19 protein-coding genes and 3 pseudogenes are annotated in these 19,190 nt (G+C 60.0%); 10 read left to right on the top strand and 12 right to left on the bottom strand.

Features of this window, described 5'->3' with window-relative positions:
- Positions 1-127: 127 nt before the first annotated feature.
- Positions 128-688 (top strand): annotated as a pseudogene (locus FIV35_RS28880) (ABC transporter ATP-binding protein); the annotation flags it as partial.
- 4 nt (positions 689-692) lie between these two features.
- On the opposite strand, the gene FIV35_RS28875 reads toward FIV35_RS28880, so the two are convergent.
- The 3 genes from FIV35_RS28875 to FIV35_RS28865 are packed head-to-tail and all read right to left on the bottom strand — an operon-like array spanning position 693 to position 4,164.
- Positions 693-2,015 carry an aspartate aminotransferase family protein gene (locus FIV35_RS28875; protein WP_016487050.1) on the bottom strand — a complete coding sequence of 441 codons (1,323 nt, stop codon included), beginning with the start codon at positions 2,013-2,015 and terminating at the stop codon, positions 693-695.
- The gene (locus FIV35_RS28870; protein WP_016487049.1) at positions 2,012-3,079 is read right to left on the bottom strand and encodes a phosphotransferase; all 1,068 of its coding nucleotides are present in this window, start codon (positions 3,077-3,079) and stop codon (positions 2,012-2,014) included. Before FIV35_RS28870 ends, FIV35_RS28875 begins: the two co-directional genes overlap by 4 nt.
- Positions 3,080-3,132: 53 nt before the next feature.
- A complete protein-coding gene (locus FIV35_RS28865; protein WP_016487048.1) occupies positions 3,133-4,164 on the bottom strand; it encodes an ABC transporter substrate-binding protein in 1,032 nt (343 codons plus the stop codon).
- A 228-nt stretch (positions 4,165-4,392) separates the two neighbouring features.
- On the opposite strand from FIV35_RS28865, the gene FIV35_RS28860 reads away from it, so the two are divergent.
- The 8 genes from FIV35_RS28860 to FIV35_RS28825 all read left to right on the top strand — a co-directional run bounded on the left by FIV35_RS28860 (position 4,393) and on the right by FIV35_RS28825 (position 11,000).
- Positions 4,393-5,127 carry an SDR family NAD(P)-dependent oxidoreductase gene (locus FIV35_RS28860; protein ID WP_016487047.1) on the top strand — a complete coding sequence of 245 codons (735 nt, stop codon included), beginning with the start codon at positions 4,393-4,395 and terminating at the stop codon, positions 5,125-5,127.
- Positions 5,128-5,196: 69 nt separating this feature from the next.
- A complete protein-coding gene (locus FIV35_RS28855; RefSeq protein ID WP_016487046.1) occupies positions 5,197-5,874 on the top strand; it encodes a GntR family transcriptional regulator in 678 nt (225 codons plus the stop codon).
- A gap of 81 nt (positions 5,875-5,955) precedes the next feature.
- Entirely contained in the window at positions 5,956-6,546 is a 591-nt protein-coding gene (locus FIV35_RS28850; RefSeq protein WP_003465041.1) for a TetR/AcrR family transcriptional regulator, read from the top strand.
- 90 nt (positions 6,547-6,636) lie between these two features.
- A complete protein-coding gene (locus tag FIV35_RS28845; protein WP_003465039.1) occupies positions 6,637-7,338 on the top strand; it encodes a cysteine hydrolase family protein in 702 nt (233 codons plus the stop codon).
- A 54-nt stretch (positions 7,339-7,392) separates the two neighbouring features.
- Entirely contained in the window at positions 7,393-7,617 is a 225-nt protein-coding gene (locus FIV35_RS28840) for a DUF2798 domain-containing protein (protein WP_003465037.1), read from the top strand.
- A gap of 280 nt (positions 7,618-7,897) precedes the next feature.
- Entirely contained in the window at positions 7,898-8,950 is a 1,053-nt protein-coding gene (locus FIV35_RS28835; RefSeq protein WP_003465034.1) for an ABC transporter substrate-binding protein, read from the top strand.
- Positions 8,951-9,275: 325 nt separating this feature from the next.
- Positions 9,276-10,205, top strand: a complete 930-nt coding sequence (locus FIV35_RS28830) for an ABC transporter permease (RefSeq protein WP_003465031.1) — start codon at positions 9,276-9,278, stop codon at positions 10,203-10,205.
- On the top strand, positions 10,206-11,000 hold the full coding sequence (locus FIV35_RS28825) for an ABC transporter permease (protein WP_003465028.1): 795 nt from the start codon (positions 10,206-10,208) through the stop codon (positions 10,998-11,000).
- Positions 11,001-11,349: 349 nt separating this feature from the next.
- Here the strand turns inward: FIV35_RS28825 and FIV35_RS28820 are convergent, their stop codons facing one another.
- The 5 genes and pseudogenes from FIV35_RS28820 to argC all read right to left on the bottom strand — a co-directional run bounded on the left by FIV35_RS28820 (position 11,350) and on the right by argC (position 16,010).
- Positions 11,350-12,381, bottom strand: a complete 1,032-nt coding sequence (locus FIV35_RS28820; RefSeq protein WP_073454648.1) for a methyl-accepting chemotaxis protein — start codon at positions 12,379-12,381, stop codon at positions 11,350-11,352.
- Between the two features lie 36 nt (positions 12,382-12,417).
- On the bottom strand, positions 12,418-13,446 hold the full coding sequence (locus FIV35_RS28815; RefSeq protein ID WP_003465026.1) for an IS30 family transposase: 1,029 nt from the start codon (positions 13,444-13,446) through the stop codon (positions 12,418-12,420).
- A 24-nt stretch (positions 13,447-13,470) separates the two neighbouring features.
- Entirely contained in the window at positions 13,471-14,097 is a 627-nt protein-coding gene (locus tag FIV35_RS28810; RefSeq protein ID WP_003465024.1) for a DNA methyltransferase, read from the bottom strand.
- Between the two features lie 414 nt (positions 14,098-14,511).
- Positions 14,512-14,667: pseudogene (locus FIV35_RS30055) on the bottom strand (OmpA family protein); the annotation flags it as partial.
- Between the two features lie 413 nt (positions 14,668-15,080).
- Positions 15,081-16,010, bottom strand: coding sequence for an N-acetyl-gamma-glutamyl-phosphate reductase (gene argC / locus FIV35_RS28800; protein WP_003465021.1), 930 nt, complete (start codon positions 16,008-16,010; stop codon positions 15,081-15,083).
- A gap of 114 nt (positions 16,011-16,124) precedes the next feature.
- On the opposite strand from argC, the gene FIV35_RS28795 reads away from it, so the two are divergent.
- Positions 16,125-17,009, top strand: a complete 885-nt coding sequence (locus tag FIV35_RS28795; protein ID WP_003465017.1) for a LysR family transcriptional regulator — start codon at positions 16,125-16,127, stop codon at positions 17,007-17,009.
- Between the two features lie 183 nt (positions 17,010-17,192).
- Here FIV35_RS28795 and FIV35_RS29815 read toward each other — a convergent pair whose 3' ends face one another.
- The 4 genes and pseudogenes from FIV35_RS29815 to FIV35_RS28775 form a co-directional block, all read right to left on the bottom strand.
- Entirely contained in the window at positions 17,193-17,456 is a 264-nt protein-coding gene (locus FIV35_RS29815) for a uracil-DNA glycosylase family protein (RefSeq protein ID WP_003830781.1), read from the bottom strand.
- A 61-nt stretch (positions 17,457-17,517) separates the two neighbouring features.
- Positions 17,518-17,793, bottom strand: a pseudogene (locus FIV35_RS30445) (uracil-DNA glycosylase family protein); the annotation flags it as partial.
- Positions 17,794-17,866: 73 nt separating this feature from the next.
- Complete coding sequence (locus tag FIV35_RS28780) at positions 17,867-18,415, bottom strand: cytochrome P460 family protein (protein WP_003465000.1); 549 nt, start codon at positions 18,413-18,415, stop codon at positions 17,867-17,869.
- A 27-nt stretch (positions 18,416-18,442) separates the two neighbouring features.
- Positions 18,443-19,018, bottom strand: coding sequence for a carboxymuconolactone decarboxylase family protein (locus tag FIV35_RS28775; protein ID WP_003464997.1), 576 nt, complete (start codon positions 19,016-19,018; stop codon positions 18,443-18,445).
- Positions 19,019-19,190 lie beyond the last annotated feature (172 nt).

Raw genomic sequence — 19,190 nt, 5'->3', positions numbered from 1 at the left:
ATCTGCCCGATCATCGAGGCACTGATCAGAGAGTAATGCCTGGCGGGTGAGCTGGAGATCGGAAAGCCCCTTTACGGTGGGATTCAGAGCTTACGTTGGTTTTTGGTTCCATTGCTCCCCAAACCCCGAAAAAGGCATGAAAGGCATCAGCTACATGCCCCAGGGCCTCAACGCCAGCGCCCGTTTGACCGTGTACGAATCGGTGCTGCTGGCGCGCAAGCAACTGACACCGGGTTGGGTGGTCCACGATGACGAACTGAAACTGGTCGATGAGATCCTCGACGCCCTGGGCATTACGCCGCTGTCATTCCGCAACCTGGGTGAACTCAGCGGCGGCCAGCAACAACTGGTCTCAATCGCCCAGACGCTGGTGCGCGAACCGCAGATCCTGCTGATGGACGAGCCCACCAGCGCCCTCGACATGCACCGCCAGGTCCAGGTGCTGAACTTCATGCGCGACCTGGCGCGAAAGCGCGAAGTCATCGTGTTCATCGCCATCCATGACCTGAACCAGGCCTTGCGCTTCGCCGATCAGGTGCTGGTCATCGCCGATGGCACCGCTCAGGGCAGCGGCCCGAGCCATGAAGTGATCAACGAGCAGATGCTGCGCGCGGTGTACAAGGTCGAGGCGCGCATCGAACGCTGCAGCCGTGGGCAGCACCATATCCTGATCGACGATATCGTCTGAACCGCTACGGCTGCAGCCCTTCCAGCGCCGTGCCGACCGCTTCCAGTAGCAAGTGCGCATGCTCCTGTTCGAAGGCCAGCAGCGGGCGAATCTTCAGCACGTTTTCCAGCGGCCCGGCAGCACTGATCAATACGCCCTGCTCGCGCATCGCGTTGACCACCTGACGGGTCTGCGTGGCGGCAGGCGCTTTTGTGGCGCGATCGGTCACCAGCTCGACCCCCAGGAACATCCCGGCACCGCGCACATCGCCGATGATCGGGTAACGCTCGGCCAGCTCCCGCAACCCCGTCAACAGACATTCACCCAGGGTGTGCGAGCGCTGCTGCAACTGTTCGTCACGGATGACGTCCAGCACGGCCTGCCCCGCTGCGCAGGACACCGGGTTGCCGCCAAAGGTGTTGAAGTAGCGCATGTTCTGGCCAAAGTGATCGACCACTTGCGCTCGACCGACCAGGCCGGCGATGGGGTGGCCGTTGCCCATCGGCTTGCCCAGGGTCAGGAGGTCGGGGCGCACGTCGTGCCGCTGGAAACCCCACATGTTCAGGCCAGTGCGGGCGAAGCCGGACTGGACTTCATCGGCGATGTACAACAGGCCTTCGGCCTGGGCCAATGCGATCCCTTCGGCGATGCAGCCGGTTGGGCCCGCAAAGACGCCATCGCTGGCGAAAATGCCGTCGAGCAGGATCGCCGCCGGACGAATGCCGTGTTTGCGCAGGTCATCGATGGCCGCACGGACGTCAGCCACGAAGGTCGAGGCCACTTGATCCGCACCCAGCCGATAAGCATCGGGGGCGCGAACGGTGCGCACGTGGGGTGGCAGAACCATGCTCGGGCCGAGCGACGGAGAAAGCTCGGCGATATCACCCGTGACGCCATGATACGCGAAGCGGGTGATGATCACGCCGGTGCCGCCGGTAAACTGTTTGGCGATGCGCAACGCCAGATCGTTGGCCTCGCTGCCGGTGCACGTAAACATGACCCGCTCGAGGTACTCGGGAAAGGTGCCCAGCAGTTGCTCGGCGTAATCGAGCATGCCCTCCTGCAAGTAGCGAGTGTGGGTGTTGAGTTGCCCGGCCTGCCGGCTGATCGCCTCGACCACCCGGGGATGACAATGCCCCACCGACGCCACGTTATTGTAGGCATCCAGATACCGCCGGCCTTGTTCGTCGTACAGCCACACGCCCTCGCCGCGCACCGTGTGCAAGGGGTGTTCGTAGAACAGTCGATAGGCCGGGCCGAGCAACCGTGCCCGGCGTTCGACAAGGCGTTTTTCCTTGTCTGACAGGCGATCGGCATCTTCAGAAGTGAAACCGTTGATCATGCTCATGCGCCAACCTCCTGGGTGCAAGCGGCAAGGATTCTGTCGTGGATCTCGGCGGGTGCCATTGCGGACAATCCCGCCAGGGCATCCTGGGCGCGGTATGAGTTGCGCAGGATGTACTCGCGATTGTCCGGGTGCAGGTCGGCCCGCCAATAATTGATGCACAACGACAACGCCAGGCGTGTGGAGATCAGCACCGGCAGCAGTTGCAATTCTTCGCCGGTGAGGGGATTGACCTGGTGATAGGCGCGGATCATGTCCAGCGCCGGGGCCAGGACGTCGCCCGCCACCCCCAATTGGTACGATGCCGCGACCGCGACCTCGTTGACCAACGGCGCGTGGACCATGTCGCCAAAATCCAGGATGTTGCGCAACACATCGGGCTGATCCGGATCGACGATGATGTTGTGCGGGTTCATGTCGTTATGGATCACCTGGTGGCGCAGCGTGGCGCACTTGCCCAGTACCTGGGATTCGAAGCGGTCCAGGCTGTGTTCGATCCGGTCGCGACGAACGCCCGGCTCGATGTGTTTCAGCCGGGGCCTGAGGCGCTGGGCGTGTTGCATGTCCCACAGCAGGACGTGCCCGGCAGCGGGATGGCTGAAGCCGTCCAGGGCCAGGTCGAACCGGGCGAGCGCTTGGCCCAGGTTCTGCCTGAAATTCACCGATGTGTGGGCGACGCGGTGCAGCGGCAAGCCGTCAACGAAGGACAGGAGACGGACCAACATGCGCTGGCCTTCGATTTCGACCGGCTCCACGAATCGCCCGCCGAGTGATGCAAAGACACGCTGCACCGGCAACGCCGGATCGTTACGCTCGATCTGGAGCATGGCCTGGTTATGGAAGTCCACGACCTGCGGGTTTTCCAATGGATGCGACAACTTGAACAGACGCGACGTACCGTCCGCGAGCATGACCCGGAAATTGAGGTCGCGCTCGCCGCCCAGTTGCTCGAGTTTTCCGCTGATCGCGTAGTGCTGCGCAAGGACCCCAAGGACCTGCCCGTCACTGACACGGGCAGGGGCCGCCTCCAGCAGACAGGGTTGCGCCGATACTTTCTCAAGCGGCATTGTTCATGACTCCTCGCTTCGGTGATGTGGCCTGCTCGCGCAGGCCCCTTGCATTACTTGTTGGCCCAAGCGATGAAACGCTCTTCCAGGTCTTCGCCGTGGTCGATCCAGAACTCGGCATCCGTGGCCCGGGCGTTCTTCAGGTTATCCGGTGAAGTCGGCAGTTTGCTGCCCACCGCCTCATCGACCAGTGCCACGGTTTTGGTGTTGCTTGGCCCATAAGGAATGGCCTCGACAAAGTGCTTCTGCTGAACCGGTGCACTGGCAAACGCGATGAAGTTTTCCGCCAGGGCCTTCTTCGGCGAGCCTTTGACGATGGCCCAGTGATCCAGGTCGTACAGGCTGCCATTCCACTGCATTTCAAACGATTGTCCCTCCGCCTGCGCCGAGGTGACACGCCCGTTATAGGCCGAAGTCATCACCACGTCGCCTGCCGCCAGCCATTGCAACGGCTGCGCGCCGGATTCCCACCACTGGATGTCGGGCTTGATCTGATCCAGTTTGCGGAAGGCCCGCTGCACGCCCTCCTCGGTGCCGAGCAAGGTGTAGACATCTTCCTTGGCCACGCCATCGGCCAACAGGGCGAACTCCAGGGTGAACTTGGCGCCACGGCGCAGGCCGCGCTTGCCGGGGTATTTCTTCACGTCCCAGAAATCCGCCCAGCCCTGTGGCGCGCTGGCGAGTTTTTTCGGGTCGTATGTCAGAACGGTAGACCAGATGAAGATACCCACCCCGCAATCGCTGACGGCGGCCGGGATGAAATCTTCTTTCTTGCCGATGCGCGACCAGTCCAATGGCTCGAACAGGCCTTCGCTACAACCGCGCAACAGCTCGGGGGATTCGACCTCGACCACGTCCCAGCTGGTTTTCCCGGTGTCGGCCATGACCCGGATCTTGGCCATTTCGCCGTTGTAGTCATCGGCCGTGATCGCCACTTTCTTTTCCGAGGTGAAGGGTTTGTAGAAGGCTTTTTCCTGGGCCTGGCGGTTGTTGCCGCCGAAGGACACCACGGTCAGTTTTTCAGCGGCGCTCAAAGGGCCGGCAAGCATTCCAAGCATCAGTACAGTTGCGATTTTGCTGTTCATGCGTCTCTCCGAATTCGCTACGTGCGTGAGCGGCAGCTAAGGGATGGCAGGTGGTTTTTTTGTTTTTGGCAGCAATATTTCGGTCAGCGCCGGGTGTCTTGCACCTGGTGGCCGGCGCACGGCGATGATTCCGAGGCGCAGCTCATTAGTAACATATTTAGAATATGATGCATCATAATTTTTACTGGTATAGTCTCACCACTCCACCCCTTCCTCAGGAGCGCCTGCATGACCGAGCAACGAACCCTCCTCCTCACCGGTGCGAGCCGTGGCATCGGCCATGCCACGGTGAAGCACTTCAACGCTGCGGGCTGGCGCGTGTTTACGGCCTCGCGACAGAACTGGACCGAAGGCTGCCCCTGGGCTGAAGGCGAGTTGAACCACATCCACCTGGACCTGGAAGACATCGACGAAGTGCGCCGCAGCCTGCCATTGATCCGGGAGAAACTCGGCGGACGCCTCGATGCCCTGGTGAACAACGCCGGCATTTCACCCAAAGGCGAAGCCGGCGCACGATTGGGCGTGCTGGAATCCGATTACGCCACCTGGCTCAGCGTGTTCAACGTCAACCTGTTTTCCACGGCGTTACTGGCCCAAGGGCTGTTCGATGAGCTCAAGGCGGCGCAAGGCTCGGTGATCAACGTCACCTCGATTGCAGGTTCCAGGGTGCACCCGTTTGCCGGGGTCGCCTACGCCTGCTCGAAAGCTGCACTGGCCGCACTGACGCGGGAAATGGCCCATGATTTCGGGCCACACGGTGTGCGGGTCAATGCGATTGCACCGGGTGAGATCGAGACGTCGATCCTGTCTGCCGGGACCGAACTGATCGTCGATCAGCAGATCCCCATGCACCGCTTGGGCAAGCCGGAAGAAGTCGCATCCCTGGTGCATTTCCTCTGCACCCGAGGCGCGTCGTACATCAACGGTTCGGAGATTCATGTCAACGGTGGTCAGCACGTCTGAAATAATCTGGAAATCCCGGCCGGAAACTTCCATCATTCGGGCCGGGCATCCGCCGCAGATGAGCGATCAATGAGCAACCCCTACCCTATTCAAACCCTCAATCACTCTTACCTGGGCAGTGGCATCTACGAGTTGCTGCGCGAGGCACTGATCACCGGGCGTTTCCAGCCCGATGACCGCCTGCGCATCCGCGACCTGGCCGAACAACTGGGCACCAGCGTCACACCGGTGCGCGACGCGATCCTGCAACTGGCCAAGGAACAGGCGCTGATCCTCAAGACCCCGCGTGACATCCGCGTACCCATCCTCACCGCCGCGCAATACGGCGAGATCCGCAGCATCCGCCTGGCGCTTGAAGGCCTGGCTGCGGAGACGGCCGCCGCGCTGGTGACCGACAGCGAACTCGCAGACCTGCAAGCCTGCATCGAAAACAACATCGCCGCGATCAACGCCCAGGACTTGCAAGCCGCTCTCAAGTGCAATCAGCAATTTCACTACGCGCTGACCACCATCGCGCGCATGCCGGTGCTGGCGGGTTTGCTCGATAGCCTGTGGATGCGCACCGGCCCACTGATCGCCCGTGCCTATGGCAACTTCAACGAGCGCATGGCCATCGACCATCACTGGGAAGTGCTCGACGCACTCAAGCGCCGCGATGGCGCGGCGGCACGGGCGGCCATCTGCCGTGACATTCTCGATGGCAACGAGAAGATGCTCGAGTACATCGAGATGGCGCAGGCGGACTGATTGGCAGTCAATTCGACTGTTGACGAAACATAGATGACCAGTTAGTTTATTAAAACTTTCTCATCACTGGATGTCTCTGTCATGGCTCGCCCGGTCAACCTCGAAGTCAGATCCCGTTTGCTGTCGATTGGCCGCCAGGTGGTTCACAACCGTGGCTTCAACGGCTGCGGCGTCCAGGACATCACCGCCGCTGCCGAGATTCCCAAGGGCTCTTTCTACAACTACTTCGCCAGCAAGGAAGACTTCGCGGCAGAGATCCTCGAGGAATACTGGACCTCGATCGAAACCCGCCACGGGCCGATCTTCTACGACGCCCGGGTCAAGCCGCTGGAGCGCATCGGCCAGTTCTTCCAGGCCCTGGTGCTCGAGCACGGCGAGCATGAATACAGCCTGGGTTGCCTGATTGGCAACCTGTCCCTGGAAATGTCCAATGGCAGCGAACAAACCCGCAAGCGTCTGGCCGATGTGCTGGCGCGCTGGGAAGGTTTGCTCGCGAGCTGCCTGCGTGAAGCGCAGCAGCGCCGCGAACTCTCTGAAACTCACGACGCCGAAGCGCTGGCCAGTGTCATCGTCGAAGGCTGGGAAGGTGCGGTCATGCGCGGCAAGGTCCTGCGCGACGGTGCACCTCTGCAGCGTTTCGTATCGATGGTCTTGCCTCGGCTATTGGAGTGAGTTTTTTTTCCTCATTAATAAGACGACTGGTCATTTATATAAAGCAACATTCACGTCTCATCCACGCAAGCACCCAAGAGGTAAATCGTCATGAGCCATCTGTACGCCGACCCCGCCGAACCCGCACTGCCTGCCACTGGTTTCAAGCTCGACCTGAGCAAAGCCGCCCTGGTGGTCATCGACCCACAGAACGACTTCCTCAGCCCTGCCGGCGCCAGTTGGGCGGTGTTCGGTGAGAGCATCGTCGAGAACAACACCGTCGAAAACCTGGAAAAACTGTTCAAGGCCTTCAAGGCTCACGACCTGCCCGTGGCCGTGTCGCCACACTATTACTACCCGCACGACCACGACTGGCATTTTGGCGGTCCGCTGGAAAAGGTCATGCACAGCATCTGCATGTTCGATCGCAAGGGACCGAACACCCTGGAAAACTTCGAAGGCTCCGGCGCCGATTTCCTCGAGATCTACAAGCCGTACATTCTCGACGGCGAGACCATCATCGCCTCGCCGCACAAGGTCTACGGCCCGGAAACCAACGACCTGGCGCTGCAATTGCGCAAGAAAGGCGTGTCGCAGATCATCCTCGCCGGCATGGCGGCCAACCTTTGCGTGGAATCACACCTGCGCGAACTGCTCGAACAGGGCTTTGAAATAGTCGTGGTACGCGACGCCACCGCCGGCCCGCGCCTGCCGGATGGCGACGGCTACCTGGCGGCCATCATCAATTACCGCTTCCTCGCCCACGGGCTGTGGACCACCGAAGAGACTATCGCGCAACTGCAACCGGCTTGATCGTGCCCGAGCGGCCGGGCATCGCGCCCCCCCGCTCTTTCTCGAGAACCCCCGATGAAAATCCCCGCCCGTTATGAGCATTTCGTTTTCGGCGTCGTTCAATCCGGCCTGACCTGCGCGGTCGCGGCCGCCATCGCCACCACACCCCATGCGCTCGACCTGGCCTTTGCCGGCCGCTGGTTGAACGCGTGGGCGCTGTCGTGGGTATCGATGTTGCCGGTGGTGGTGCTGGCGGCGCCGATGATTCGGCGCGTGGTGAGGCGGATGACGGTGGGCTGAATGACTTGGCTATGACTCACCCAACACACCGCCATCGCGAGCATGCTCGCTCCTACCGGGGGCTTCGGGGCTGCTCGCGACAGGCGCGCAAGCCCGCACCCGACGCACGAAATACTGTGCCCGTTCGCATTTTCGCAATAAACCACTTTTCATCCGCGCATTTGTAGCCGCTTCGTTCACGGACAAGCCGGTACATTAGACCTCCATGGTCCCGCAGAGCGACCGACAACAAAACCTACAGCTCGCCCAAGAAAATCTGCCAACCATTCGGAGTCTTTCCATGAGCACATTGCGCACTACAGCTTTCCAACTCGCGAGTCTGGCCCTGTTCATCGGTAGCGCCACCCAGGCCATGGCCGAGGACATCACGTTCGTATCCCAGGGCGGTGCTTATCAGGAAGCCCAGAGCAAGGCGATCCTGGAGCCTGCGGCGAAAAAGCTCGGTCTGACGCTCAAACAGGACAGCTCGCCCAAGGCCTACCCGATCATCAAGACCCAGGTCGAGAGCGGCAAGGTCACCTGGGACGTGGTGGACCTGCCCACTGGCGACTGCATCCGTGGCGAAGCCGAAGGGCTGTTCGAGAAGCTCGACCTTGCGCTGATTCCCAATGCCGCGCAAATACCCGACAGCCTCAAGGACGAATACAGCGTCGGCTACATCAGCTACTCCACGGTGCTGGCGTATCGCACGGACGCGTTCAAAGGCGCGGACGTACCCAAGACCTGGGCCGACTTCTGGGACACCAAAAAATACCCGGGCCAGCGCTCCCTACGTAACCTGCCACGTCCAACCCTGGAAATCGCGCTGCTGGCCGATGGCGTGCCGATGGACAAGCTCTATCCGCTGGACGTCGATCGCGCCTTCCGCAAGCTTGAGCAGATCAAGCCCGACATCGCCACCTGGTGGACGTCCGGCGGGCAGTCGGCGCAGCTGATCAGCGACGGCGAAGTGGACATGATCCAGGCCTGGAACGGCCGTATCACCGCCGTACAGGCCGCCGGCGCACCCGTGGCATTCGACTACAACCAGGGTGTGCTGGAAACCAACTCGTTGTGCGTCCTCAAAGGCTCGCCGCACAAGGTGGCCGCCATGAAATTCGTCAACGAGGCCATCGATGCCAAACTGCAAGCGGCGTTGCCGATGATCATCGACTACGGCCCGCTCAACCCCGAAGCCTTCAAGACCGGGGTAATCCCGGCCGAGCGCGAGGCCAAGCTGCCTTCCGCACCCGGCAACATCTCGCGCCAGGCCCTGCTCTCGGCGCAATGGTGGGCCTCCGAAGCCGGGGTCAAGGCCGAAGAACGCTGGTTGTCCTTCGTCCAGAAAAAATAGCCATCGGCCGTTGCTGCGCCGCAGGCCAGAGGCCTCGGCGCAGGACATGCCGTCTGCCCCCGCGATTTCGACATAAAGCGCTTGCGCACCGGTCAATTGCGTCCACTTCATTCGTTGGCATCCCGGTACATTAGGCCTGAGGGTCCCGCAGAGTGACCTGTGCAGACAACTCGCGCTCGCCTCAAGTACCTGCCCACCATTGGGAGTTCTTCACATGACATTACCCGAGCACCGCACCCTGCTGTCCGCCAGGACGACTGCCACCGCCAGCGCTACCCGTCAGTGCTGGATACCCTCCAGCACTGCGCAGTGACGAGAGGTCATCATGTCCAACGCCTATCTCGCCAAATCCATGCCCGACTCCAGCGACCAGCAGCACCAGCCGCCCATGACCAGCGAAGACGCCCTGGCCCGTGAAGAACGCAAGGAGCACACCTCCATGCTGTTGCTGCTCACCCCGGCGCTGGTCATGGTCGTGGTGCTGTTGATCATGCCGCTGTGCTGGCTGGCCTTTCAGTCGGTCCAGACCGAGGAAGGGTTTTCCCTGGCCAACTACATCCGGATTTTCCAGGAAAGCATTTACTGGGACACCTTCGCCCTGACCTTCAAGATCAGTTTCCTGGTGACGATCCTGTCGATCGTCATGGGCTTCCCCATTGCCTACGCCGCTTCGCGCCTGCAGGGTTTCTGGGCCAACCTGATTCTGATCTGCGTGATCCTGCCGTTCTGGACCAGCGTGCTGGTGCGGGCCTATGCCTGGCTGGTGCTCCTGCAACGCCGCGGACTGGTCAATCAGACGCTGATGGACCTTGGCATCATCGACCAACCCCTGACGCTGATGCACAACACCACTGGCACGGTAATCGGCACCCTGCACGTCATGCTGCCCTTTATGGTCCTGCCGCTGTATTCGGTGATGAAAAAAATCCCCCAGGACCTCATGCAAGCGTCCGAGAGCCTTGGCGCCAAACCCTTCTACACCTTCCGCCGGGTCTTCCTGCCGATGGCAGCGCCGGGGGTCATGGCCGGTTCCATCCTGGTGTTCGTCATCTGCCTAGGCTTCTTCATCACCCCGGAACTGCTCGGCGGTGGCCGCACGATCCTGGTGTCGATGCTGGTGCAACGCAACGTCGAGCTCTATCACGCCTGGGGCGCAGCCAGCGCAGTCGGCCTGGTGCTGCTGTTTGTGGTGTTCCTGATCTTCTGGGGCATCAATCGCTTCATCCCCATCGAACGCATCCTGGGAGCGCGCTAAATGAACCTGCTTGCCAACCTGCGTCACCTTCGCCTGTCCCACGTGCTGTTCACGGTGCTGGTCGCGGCGATCCTGCTGTACCTGATCATCCCGGTGCTGATCGTGGTACCCATGTCGTTCTCCGAGGCGCGCTTCCTGCAATTCCCTCCCAAGCAATGGTCCTTCCACTGGTACGAGGCGTTCTTCAACAGCGTGGAGTGGATGTCGGCGGCGCGGGTCAGTCTGATCACGGCATTTTTCACCATGGCCATCAGCCTGCCGATTGGTATGGCGGCCGCCTACGCCATCAACAACTCCAGCCTGAAGGTGGTGCGTACGCTGCAGATCATCCTGCTGCTGCCGATGATGGTGCCCATCATCCTGATCGCCGCCGGCGTGTTCTTCGTTTACGCCCGGGTCGGCCTGATCAGCACGCTGACCGGCCTGGTGCTGGCGCACATCATGCTCGCCTTGCCCTACGTGATCATCGCGCTGCTGGCCGGTCTGCGTAACTTCGACATGTCCCAGGAAATGGTGGCGCGCAGCCTGGGCATGAACCGCTTTCGCGCCTTCATGGCCGTGACCCTGCCGCAGATCAAGCCCAGTGTGGTCTCGGCGACACTGTTCGCCTTCATCACCTCGCTGGATGAAACTGTGGTGGCGCTGTTCATCTCCGGCGGCGACAACCAGACTCTGACCAAGCGCATGTTCACGGCGCTGCGCGACGAGATCGATCCGACCATTGCCGCTATCAGTTCGATCCTGATCCTGGCGTCGCTGATCCTGGTGGTGATTGCCGGTCGCAACAAACAATAACCAACAACGCACTCCCCCTCTGCAAACACACTTGCCCGCCATTGCGGGCAAGTGTGTTTTTGCGTCCTGACCACGCACGCCCATGCCGACGTGCAGCCCAGCACAGCCTGCCGTCACACGGCTTAATTCAGCATCTATCACCCGTGTCCAGGCCCATCTCGGGGGAACCGCAGAATTCGGAAAAAATCGTACGCTAAGCTAACGGTGTTCTCGTGACAGCTCTTTGACTAGGCTTTCTAAGGCCATTCTGATAGCCCTGACTTCCTGAAAAGCCATGGCTAAAATTTGTGCGGCTAAAAGGGATAACCGATGGTAAAGTAAGTTATCCCTGTCGAGATACTGAAAAGCGTTATCCTCGTTTTTCCCAAAACTGTTTTGCCAGTTCGCTCAGAGCGCTAGTTAACTGAGCGACAGATTTCGCACTTTGCAAATTATTCTGCCCGGTCTGTACATTGGTATCAGCAGCATCGCGTATATTGATAATACTGCGGTTTATGTCTTCACTTACTGCTCCCTGCTGCTCGACCGCAGTCGCTATTTGCGCGTTCATGTCGGTAATTTCGTTAACGCGTTGGCCAATTCCATCAAGAGCTGTAGCTGCTTCCTCTGCGTGAGCTACACTCGTGTGCGCTTGCCGACTACTTTGCTCCATGACTGTAACAGCGGATTGCGCTCGCTCTTGTAGAGCGCTGATCATGCTTTGAATATCCGTTGTCGATTGCTGTGTGCGAGCAGCAAGACTGCGAACCTCATCGGCGACAACAGCAAAACCACGCCCCTGCTCACCAGCACGCGCGGCCTCAATTGCTGCGTTGAGTGCCAACAAATTCGTTTGCTCGGCGATCCCTCGTATAACGTCAAGAACTTTTGATATCTCGTTACTTTGACCTTCAAGCTCATGAATAACCTGAGCGGCTTGCCTAATTTCACCTTCAAGGGCAGTGATTGACTGGCTTGTGTGGGCTACCAGACGCTGGCCAGATGCCGTCTCAGTGTCTGCTCTTCCGGCCGCATCTGCAGCATGCTGTGCATTGCTCGCAACCTCTTGAATGCTTGCCGCCATTTGGTTTACTGCCGTTGCTATTTGATCTGTCTCTGCCTGCTGCTCAACTGTAAGTACATTGCTTGACTCAATATCCTTTAGTAGGCCTCGGGTGTGTTCGCTAAGCCGATTTGATGCATCACCTATGCGACCTACTATGGCGCCTGTTTCAGCTTGCATCATTCGTAAAGCAAACTCTATTTGGCCAAACTCATCGGTGCGCCCAGTGTAGAGGGATTGACTTAATGGGTTATTGGAAATATTCCTGGCTCTTTCAACCAGTCTTCCAAGAGGAGAGAGAATAGCCAAAACACTAACAGAGCTTAAGCTTCCTGACATTAAAGTGGGCGGTTACAGGAGCTGAGTGCAACACGGTTATTGAATTGAAGCTGGAGCATCATGCCGCATAGCCATAGCTTCCTGCATCACCTCGTCCATAACCTCGATCGGACACTTGAAGTCGAAGCGCTTACGGGGGCGCATGTTCAGTTGCAGTGCGATGGCATCCAGTTCCTCCTGGCTATGCACCGACAAGTCCGTGCCTTTGGGCAGGTACTGGCGGATCAGGCCATTGATGTTTTCGTTACTGCCGCGCTGCCAAGGGCTGTGCGGGTCGCAGAAGTAAATCGCCACCCCGGTCTGCTGGGTGATTTCAGCATGCCGCGCCATTTCTCGGCCCTGGTCGTAGGTCATGCTCTTGCGCATCGCCAGCGGCATGCCATTGAGCGCTGCACTGAAGCCTTCCATCGCCGAGGTCGCCGTCGCGTCGTTCATCTTCACCAGCATCAGGTAGCCACTGGTGCGCTCCACCAGCGTACCTACAGACGAGGCGTTGGCCTTGCCCTTGATCAGGTCGCCTTCCCAATGCCCTGGCATCAGTCGGTCTTCGATCTCCGGCGGACGTACATGAATACTGACCCTCTCAGGGATCTGACCGCGCCGATCCACGCCGCCAGAGCGCGGCCTGCGCATCGTCTTGCTTTGGCGCAGGCAGATGATCAGCTCTTTACGCAGCTCGCCGACTGGCAAGGCATAGATCGCGTTATAGATCGTCTCGCGACAGACGTAGGCATCTCTGAGGCTGGGAATATTCATGCTGCGCAGCTTGCCGGCAATCTGCTCGGGAGACAAACGCTCACGCAGCATATGCGCCACCAATTCGAAGCGCTCGCTACCCGGCAACAGCTTTTGCTTCGGTCGACACACCTGACGGCGGGCCTGCATCTGCTGCTGGGCCACGCGGGCCGAGTAGCCGCCACAGGCATCTCGATTGCGGCGCAGCTCCCGGCTGATGGTCGAAGGGGATCGGTTGATCAAGCAGGCAATCCCGCGCAGGCTGAAACCTTGGGCATGACCGATTTGAATGGTGGCGCGCTCTTCAACGCTGAGTTCGGAATAAGACATAGGGACAGCACCGTACCGGAAAGGTCAGGTGTTGCACTCAGTTTTCGCCGCCGCCCCCTTATTATCACTGCGAGGTGAATAGCTTTTCTGCCAATTGATTATGCCAATGCGATTCTCTTCGCCGAAGATTTCGTCCATGAGCATGCCAAGTCTAAATAGTTCCCTATGATCAATACAGATAGCCATAACCCCGCCTGGGGTTAGCATCTCACGCATCATCCAGATTCTGGGTGTCATGAAGCGCAACCATTTGCTGTGCTTGGACCCATCATCTTTAGGAACTACATCGCCGAGATCTGGATCGTTTGGATCCTTGTCCCACTTGTCGTTATAGCGGAAGTCCTCGCCGGTGTTGTACGGCGGGTCTGTTACTACAAGATCAACTTGACCACGATATTTATAGAGCGTGACCATCGCAGAAAGGTTTTCACCGTCCCAGATCTCATTCTCTGACTGGGCGGTTTCCTCTCCAAAGGATACTTTCTTGATAATACGATGCAGCTTCGGCTTGACCTGGCGGATGATCTGCCAGGGAGCAGCCCGCCCGGTGTAACTCATAACGATGCCATTCTTGCCAGCATCGGCAAGCGCCGCATCATGCTCCTGCAGCATACGGACCAAGGCGGCCCTCGGCAGTTGTTCGTAATCCATGCTTGCCCCTTGAATTCGTGCGGCGGCACCGAAAAGCTGAAAATTCTAGTACCGCTCGTGGATGCTTCACCATCCCTAGGGTGGCGAGTGTACTTGTGAACGTATTGATTTGGCTGTTAAACCGTTGAAAAAGACGGATCAACTGAGTTCCAAACGGGCTGCGTACTGGCTGGCAGATGCGAATCCGGCGCACGCCGCTCCCTTCTGGGCTCAAGCCCGCGAAGCGGGCATAAAGAACCCGGCCGAGGCCGGGATCCTTATGGGCTTATGGGCCGGCGTATTGGTCTGCCCAGTCCAAAGCCGGTGCCACGGGAGCTTGCACCTCCTGAGGCCAGGTTTTGGAGCCCACTGCAAATCGCCCGTAACCCATTAAAAGATAGCTGGGCATCCGACGAAAAGAGCACCAAGGCACCATTACCCTTGAGCTACAGCGCCGCTACGGGGCACCAGTTTGATTTCAACGCGGCGATTTTGGGCGCGACCCTCGGCGGTGTCGTTGGGGGCAATGGGCGAGCTGGAGCCTGCACCAAAGGTTTGCAGGCGCGAAGGATCGACGCCATTGCTGCGCAAAGAGAAAAAGGGGACTGATTTATGTGCGCCAGGCAAAGCTTGGTCGCCTGGGAATGACGGCGCAAGCCGTCACGAAATGGCGTAAGAAACCCAGCGGGTATGACCCCCGCCCGGTAAAGGTTAGCCACCGACCGGAAGCGAGTCTTGCGTGGTGACCGGGTAACCGGCGCTGCGAAGCGTAGACAGCAGAAAAGGGGATTTATTTTCCCTACTCTAAAACGGCCGCTGTTGGCCGATTGCTGCCTGTCGTGGACGACCGTTTAACTTCAAAGCCTGACTGGATTGCAAACTGCTGACACGCGTAGATTCTGTTTTCGACTCGTTTAATGCCGTCGATGCCAGGCCATAAACAGAGAGGAAACAACCGCTCGAAAATTCGAGCCATAGACTCTAGAGCCAGTGGGTAGTCGGAGTCATGTTCCTGCAACCATCAAATCCAGATTCTGCACCGCCGCTCCAGCGGCTCCCTTCCCAAGATTGTCAAACACCGCAGCCAACAAAACCTGCCCCGTCTCATCATTTTCACACACCACCAATCGCAAACTATCAGTCCCGTTAAGCGCCTGAGGATCAAGGCACGTCAACCCTTTGGCCTCCTGCATCGACATCACCTGTACATGGTCCGCATCGACGTAGTGCTGCATAAGACACGCATGCAACCGCACCGCATCCACGCCCGGCGCCAACAAGCGAAGTTGCAACGGTATGGTCAGCACGATCCCCTGCCGAAAAGCCCCATAAGCCGGCACAAACATCGGCCGCTCCATCAGACCGCTTTGCTGCTGAATCTCCGGAATATGTTTGTGTGCCAGCCCCAGACCATAAACCTGAAACGCGGGCGCCTGTGATGCGCCCTCTCCCTCATGCTCTTGCACGCCAACGCGCCCTTTTCCGGAATAGCCCGACACAGCATGAATGTTCGTCGGATAGTCCCTGGGCAGCAACCCGGCCTCCAGCAATGGGCGCAGCAGCCCTATCGCCCCCGTGGGATAGCAACCGGGATTGCTGACCCGCCGTGCCGTGGCGATGCGTTGGGCCTGCTGCGAGTTCATCTCCGCGAAACCATAGGTCCAGTCTGGATGGGTGCGGTGCGCCGAACTCGCATCGATCACCCGAACGGCGGGGTTTTCGATGCTCGCTACAGCGTCGCGTGCGGCTTGGTCGGGCAAGCAGAGAATCGCGATGTCGCAGGCGTTGATGATTTCGGCGCGACGTTGCGGATCCTTGCGATGTTCGGGGCTGAGCGTGATAAGCCGCAGATCGGTCCGGTCGCGTAGACGTTGATGGATTTGCAACCCGGTGGTGCCTTGGTCGCCGTCGATGAATATAAGAGGACTTGCCATGGAATGCTCTCGGACATAGGAAATCAGGAGTTCCAATCTTCAGTGAGGGGCTAAGATAGGAAAAGTTGAATTTCTAAACGATGAAATTCAGCTTTTCTGAACAAGGAGTGACTCATGCGCGAAATCAGCCTGGACCGTCTGCGCACGTTGGTGGCCATTGCCGACCTGGGTTCGTTTGCCGAGGCGGCCCGTGTGCTGCACCTCGCGCCACCCACGGTCAGTTTGCATATTGCCGACCTGGAGTCGCGGGTTGGCGGAAAGCTGTTGTCGCGCACACGTGGGCGCATTCAGCCTTCGGCGATTGGAGAAACGCTGGTGGAGCGCGCGCGGCGCCTGTTGGCGGATGCGGAGCAGGCGCTTGAGGACGTGGAGCGTCAGGTGCAGGGCTTGGCCGGGCGTGTGCGGCTGGGTGCCTCCACAGGGGCCATCGCACAGTTGATGCCGCAAGCTTTGGAGACGTTGGGCCAACGCCATCCCGCTATCGATGTGCAGGTCGCGGTGCTCACGTCGCAGGAAACTTTGAAGAAGCTTGCCGAGGGCTCTTTGGAGATCGGTCTGGTCGCGCTGCCACAGACCCCGGTGAAGGAATTGCGGATCGAGCCATGGCGGCGGGACCCGGTCATGGCCTTCTTGCCGGCTCGCTGGGAATGCCCGGATGTTGTGACCCCCGGTTGGCTGGCCGCCCAGCCATTAATTCTGAATGACAAAACTACTCGGCTTTCGCGCTTGACCTCGGAGTGGTTCGCCAGTGATGGACGGCAGCCCACGCCGCGTATTCAACTGAACTACAACGATGCGATCAAAAGCCTAGTGGCGGCCGGTTATGGTGCGACGTTGTTGCCGCATGAAGCCTCCACGCCATTGCCCGATACCAGGATCGTCATGCGGCCATTACAGCCCTTATTGTGGCGTCAACTTGGTATTGCCCACCGTGGTGGGGACGTCGAGCGGCCTACGCAACATGTGCTGGATGTGTTGTGGGGGTTGAGTGCGGGCTAGGGCGATGTTGTCAGAGAAAGGACCGCTTTCGACCCGGTCATACGGTGATTGAGGTCCCAGGCGTCAGCTACCGCACCTGAAGCCGTCGTTCATCGCTCCAAAGCCGGTGCCTGTCTCCGTTCGCCCAGGCCAGGGTGTCGTAGTACTTGTGCAGCAGCTCGGTAATGGCGGCGGTGTCGTCGGTCATGGGGTTTCCTTGGGGTTGGCGGTGAGGACTGCCTGGACGCGTGCTTGCAGCGCGGGCAGCACGTCTTGTTGGAACCAGGGGTTGCGCACCAGCCAGCGATTGTTGCGCGGGCTAGGGTGAGGCAGGGGGAACGCTTGCGGCCAGTGCTCGCGCCAGGCTTCGACCACCCGGGTGAGCGGCGTCTTGCCAGTACCGAGGTGGTAGTCCATGGCGTAGCTGCCCAGCACGATGACCAGCGACAGGCGCTCGAAACGCTGCATGAAGGCTTCGCGCCAGGCGGGGGGCGCACTCCGGGCGTAGCGGCAGGTCACCGCTTTTGCCGGTGCCCGGATAACAGAAGCCCATGGGCAGAATGGCGATGCGGGTAGGGTCGTAGAAGGTGTCGCGGTCCACGCCCAGCCAGGCGCGCAGACGCGCGCCGCTGGCGTCGTCGAAGGGCACGCCTGAGGCATGGACCCGGGCCCCCGGTGCTTGGCCGGCGATGAGGATGGGCGCACTCGGGTGAAACTGGAAGACCGGCTGCACGCCGTGTGGCAGATGCGGTGCGCAGCGCGTGCAGGCGCGGACGTCGGTCAGAAAGGCGTCGAGTGTCGGCATGGCGCGCTTCCGGAAAGGGTGGCTCGCGCAGGACGGAGGTGCCATCCTGCGCGAAGCGTAACCCGGCAGCAAGTCAGTGCTGGGTCAGTGTCGGATAGCCCTGGATGAATACGCGGTCGGTCTTGGCCGCCGGCACATGGCAGCCCATGCAGTCGGCTTCGTAGCTGACGGCGACATTCTTGGCGGGGGCGTCGGCCTTGAACAGCGCCCAGCCCCAGCCGTCGCCCCACAAGGGGTTGCTGGCGAAACGGCCTTTGGCGTCCTTGACCATCACGAACCACACGGCCGCATCGGAACCCCAGACCACAGGGTTGCCAGTGGTCATGGCGCTGGTTTCGAGCTTGCGGATCTCTTTCACCAGCGTGGCGCCGTCCAAGAACTTGCCGGTCTTGCGGTAGTGCTCGGCCGAGGCCTTTTCGGTGTACACATCGTGCAAGCCGCGAGAGGCGGATTTTTCGTCCAACACCGCATATGAGCCCAGGTGGACGAAGTTTGTGCGGAAGTCTGTGGGGCGGCTGATGCCGCCCTGGCTGTCCACATAGGGCGAAAAGTCGCCGGCCGTGACGGCCAGTGGCAGGACGAGGGCGCTGGCGAGCAGAGCGCCGGTGAGTGCGATTTTCATCGTGTTCTCCTTATATGCCTATGGAGATCAGACGGCGACCACGGGGAAATCCACCGTGGTGTCGGCGATGTGGTTGGTGTAGTTGGTGAGCGTGTTCAGCGCGACGTTGGCGATCACTTCCAGTATCAGGCCGTCGTCGAGCCCCGCGCGGCGGTAGTTGGCCATGGCGTCGGCCGACACCACGCCGCGTTGCTCGACCAGCGCGCGGGCAAAGCCGGCGATTGCATCGTCAAGTGCGTTGGCCGCCTGGCCGGTGCGGGCCGCGGCGATGGCCTCTGCCGACAGTCCGGCACCTTTGCCGATCAGGGTGTGTGCGCTCAGGCAATACTGGCAGCGATTGGCTTGACCGGCAGCGAGCGCAACGATCTCGCGCTGGGAGGCATTCAGGCGGCCGGTGCCCAGCGTTTCGGACAAGCCGAGGTAGCCATTGAGCGCCGCCGGCGCGTGGGCCAGCGTGGCGAACAGGTTCGGCACCATGCCAAGCTTGGCTTTGACGGCCTTGAGTGTGGCAGCGGTAGCGGCGTCAGCGGTGTCGATGGTCAGGGGGGCGATTTGGGTCATGTCTATCTCCGTAGTGGGTGAGGTGCAAGAGCACGTGGGCATGATCGCCCTTTGTTTGGTACGATATGGCACGTAAAGTATCAAATAGGGGTTTGGGGAGCAATGGAACCAAAAACCAACGTAAGCTCTGAATCCCACCGTAAAGGGGCTTTCCGATCTCCAGCTCACCCGCCAGGCATTACTCTCTGATCAGTGCCTCGATGATCGGGCAGAT

Origin of the sequence: Pseudomonas rhodesiae (assembly GCF_007858255.1) — a bacterium.
GTDB lineage: Bacteria > Pseudomonadota > Gammaproteobacteria > Pseudomonadales > Pseudomonadaceae > Aquipseudomonas > Aquipseudomonas rhodesiae.
This window is presented reverse-complemented; position numbering and strand designations above follow the sequence as displayed.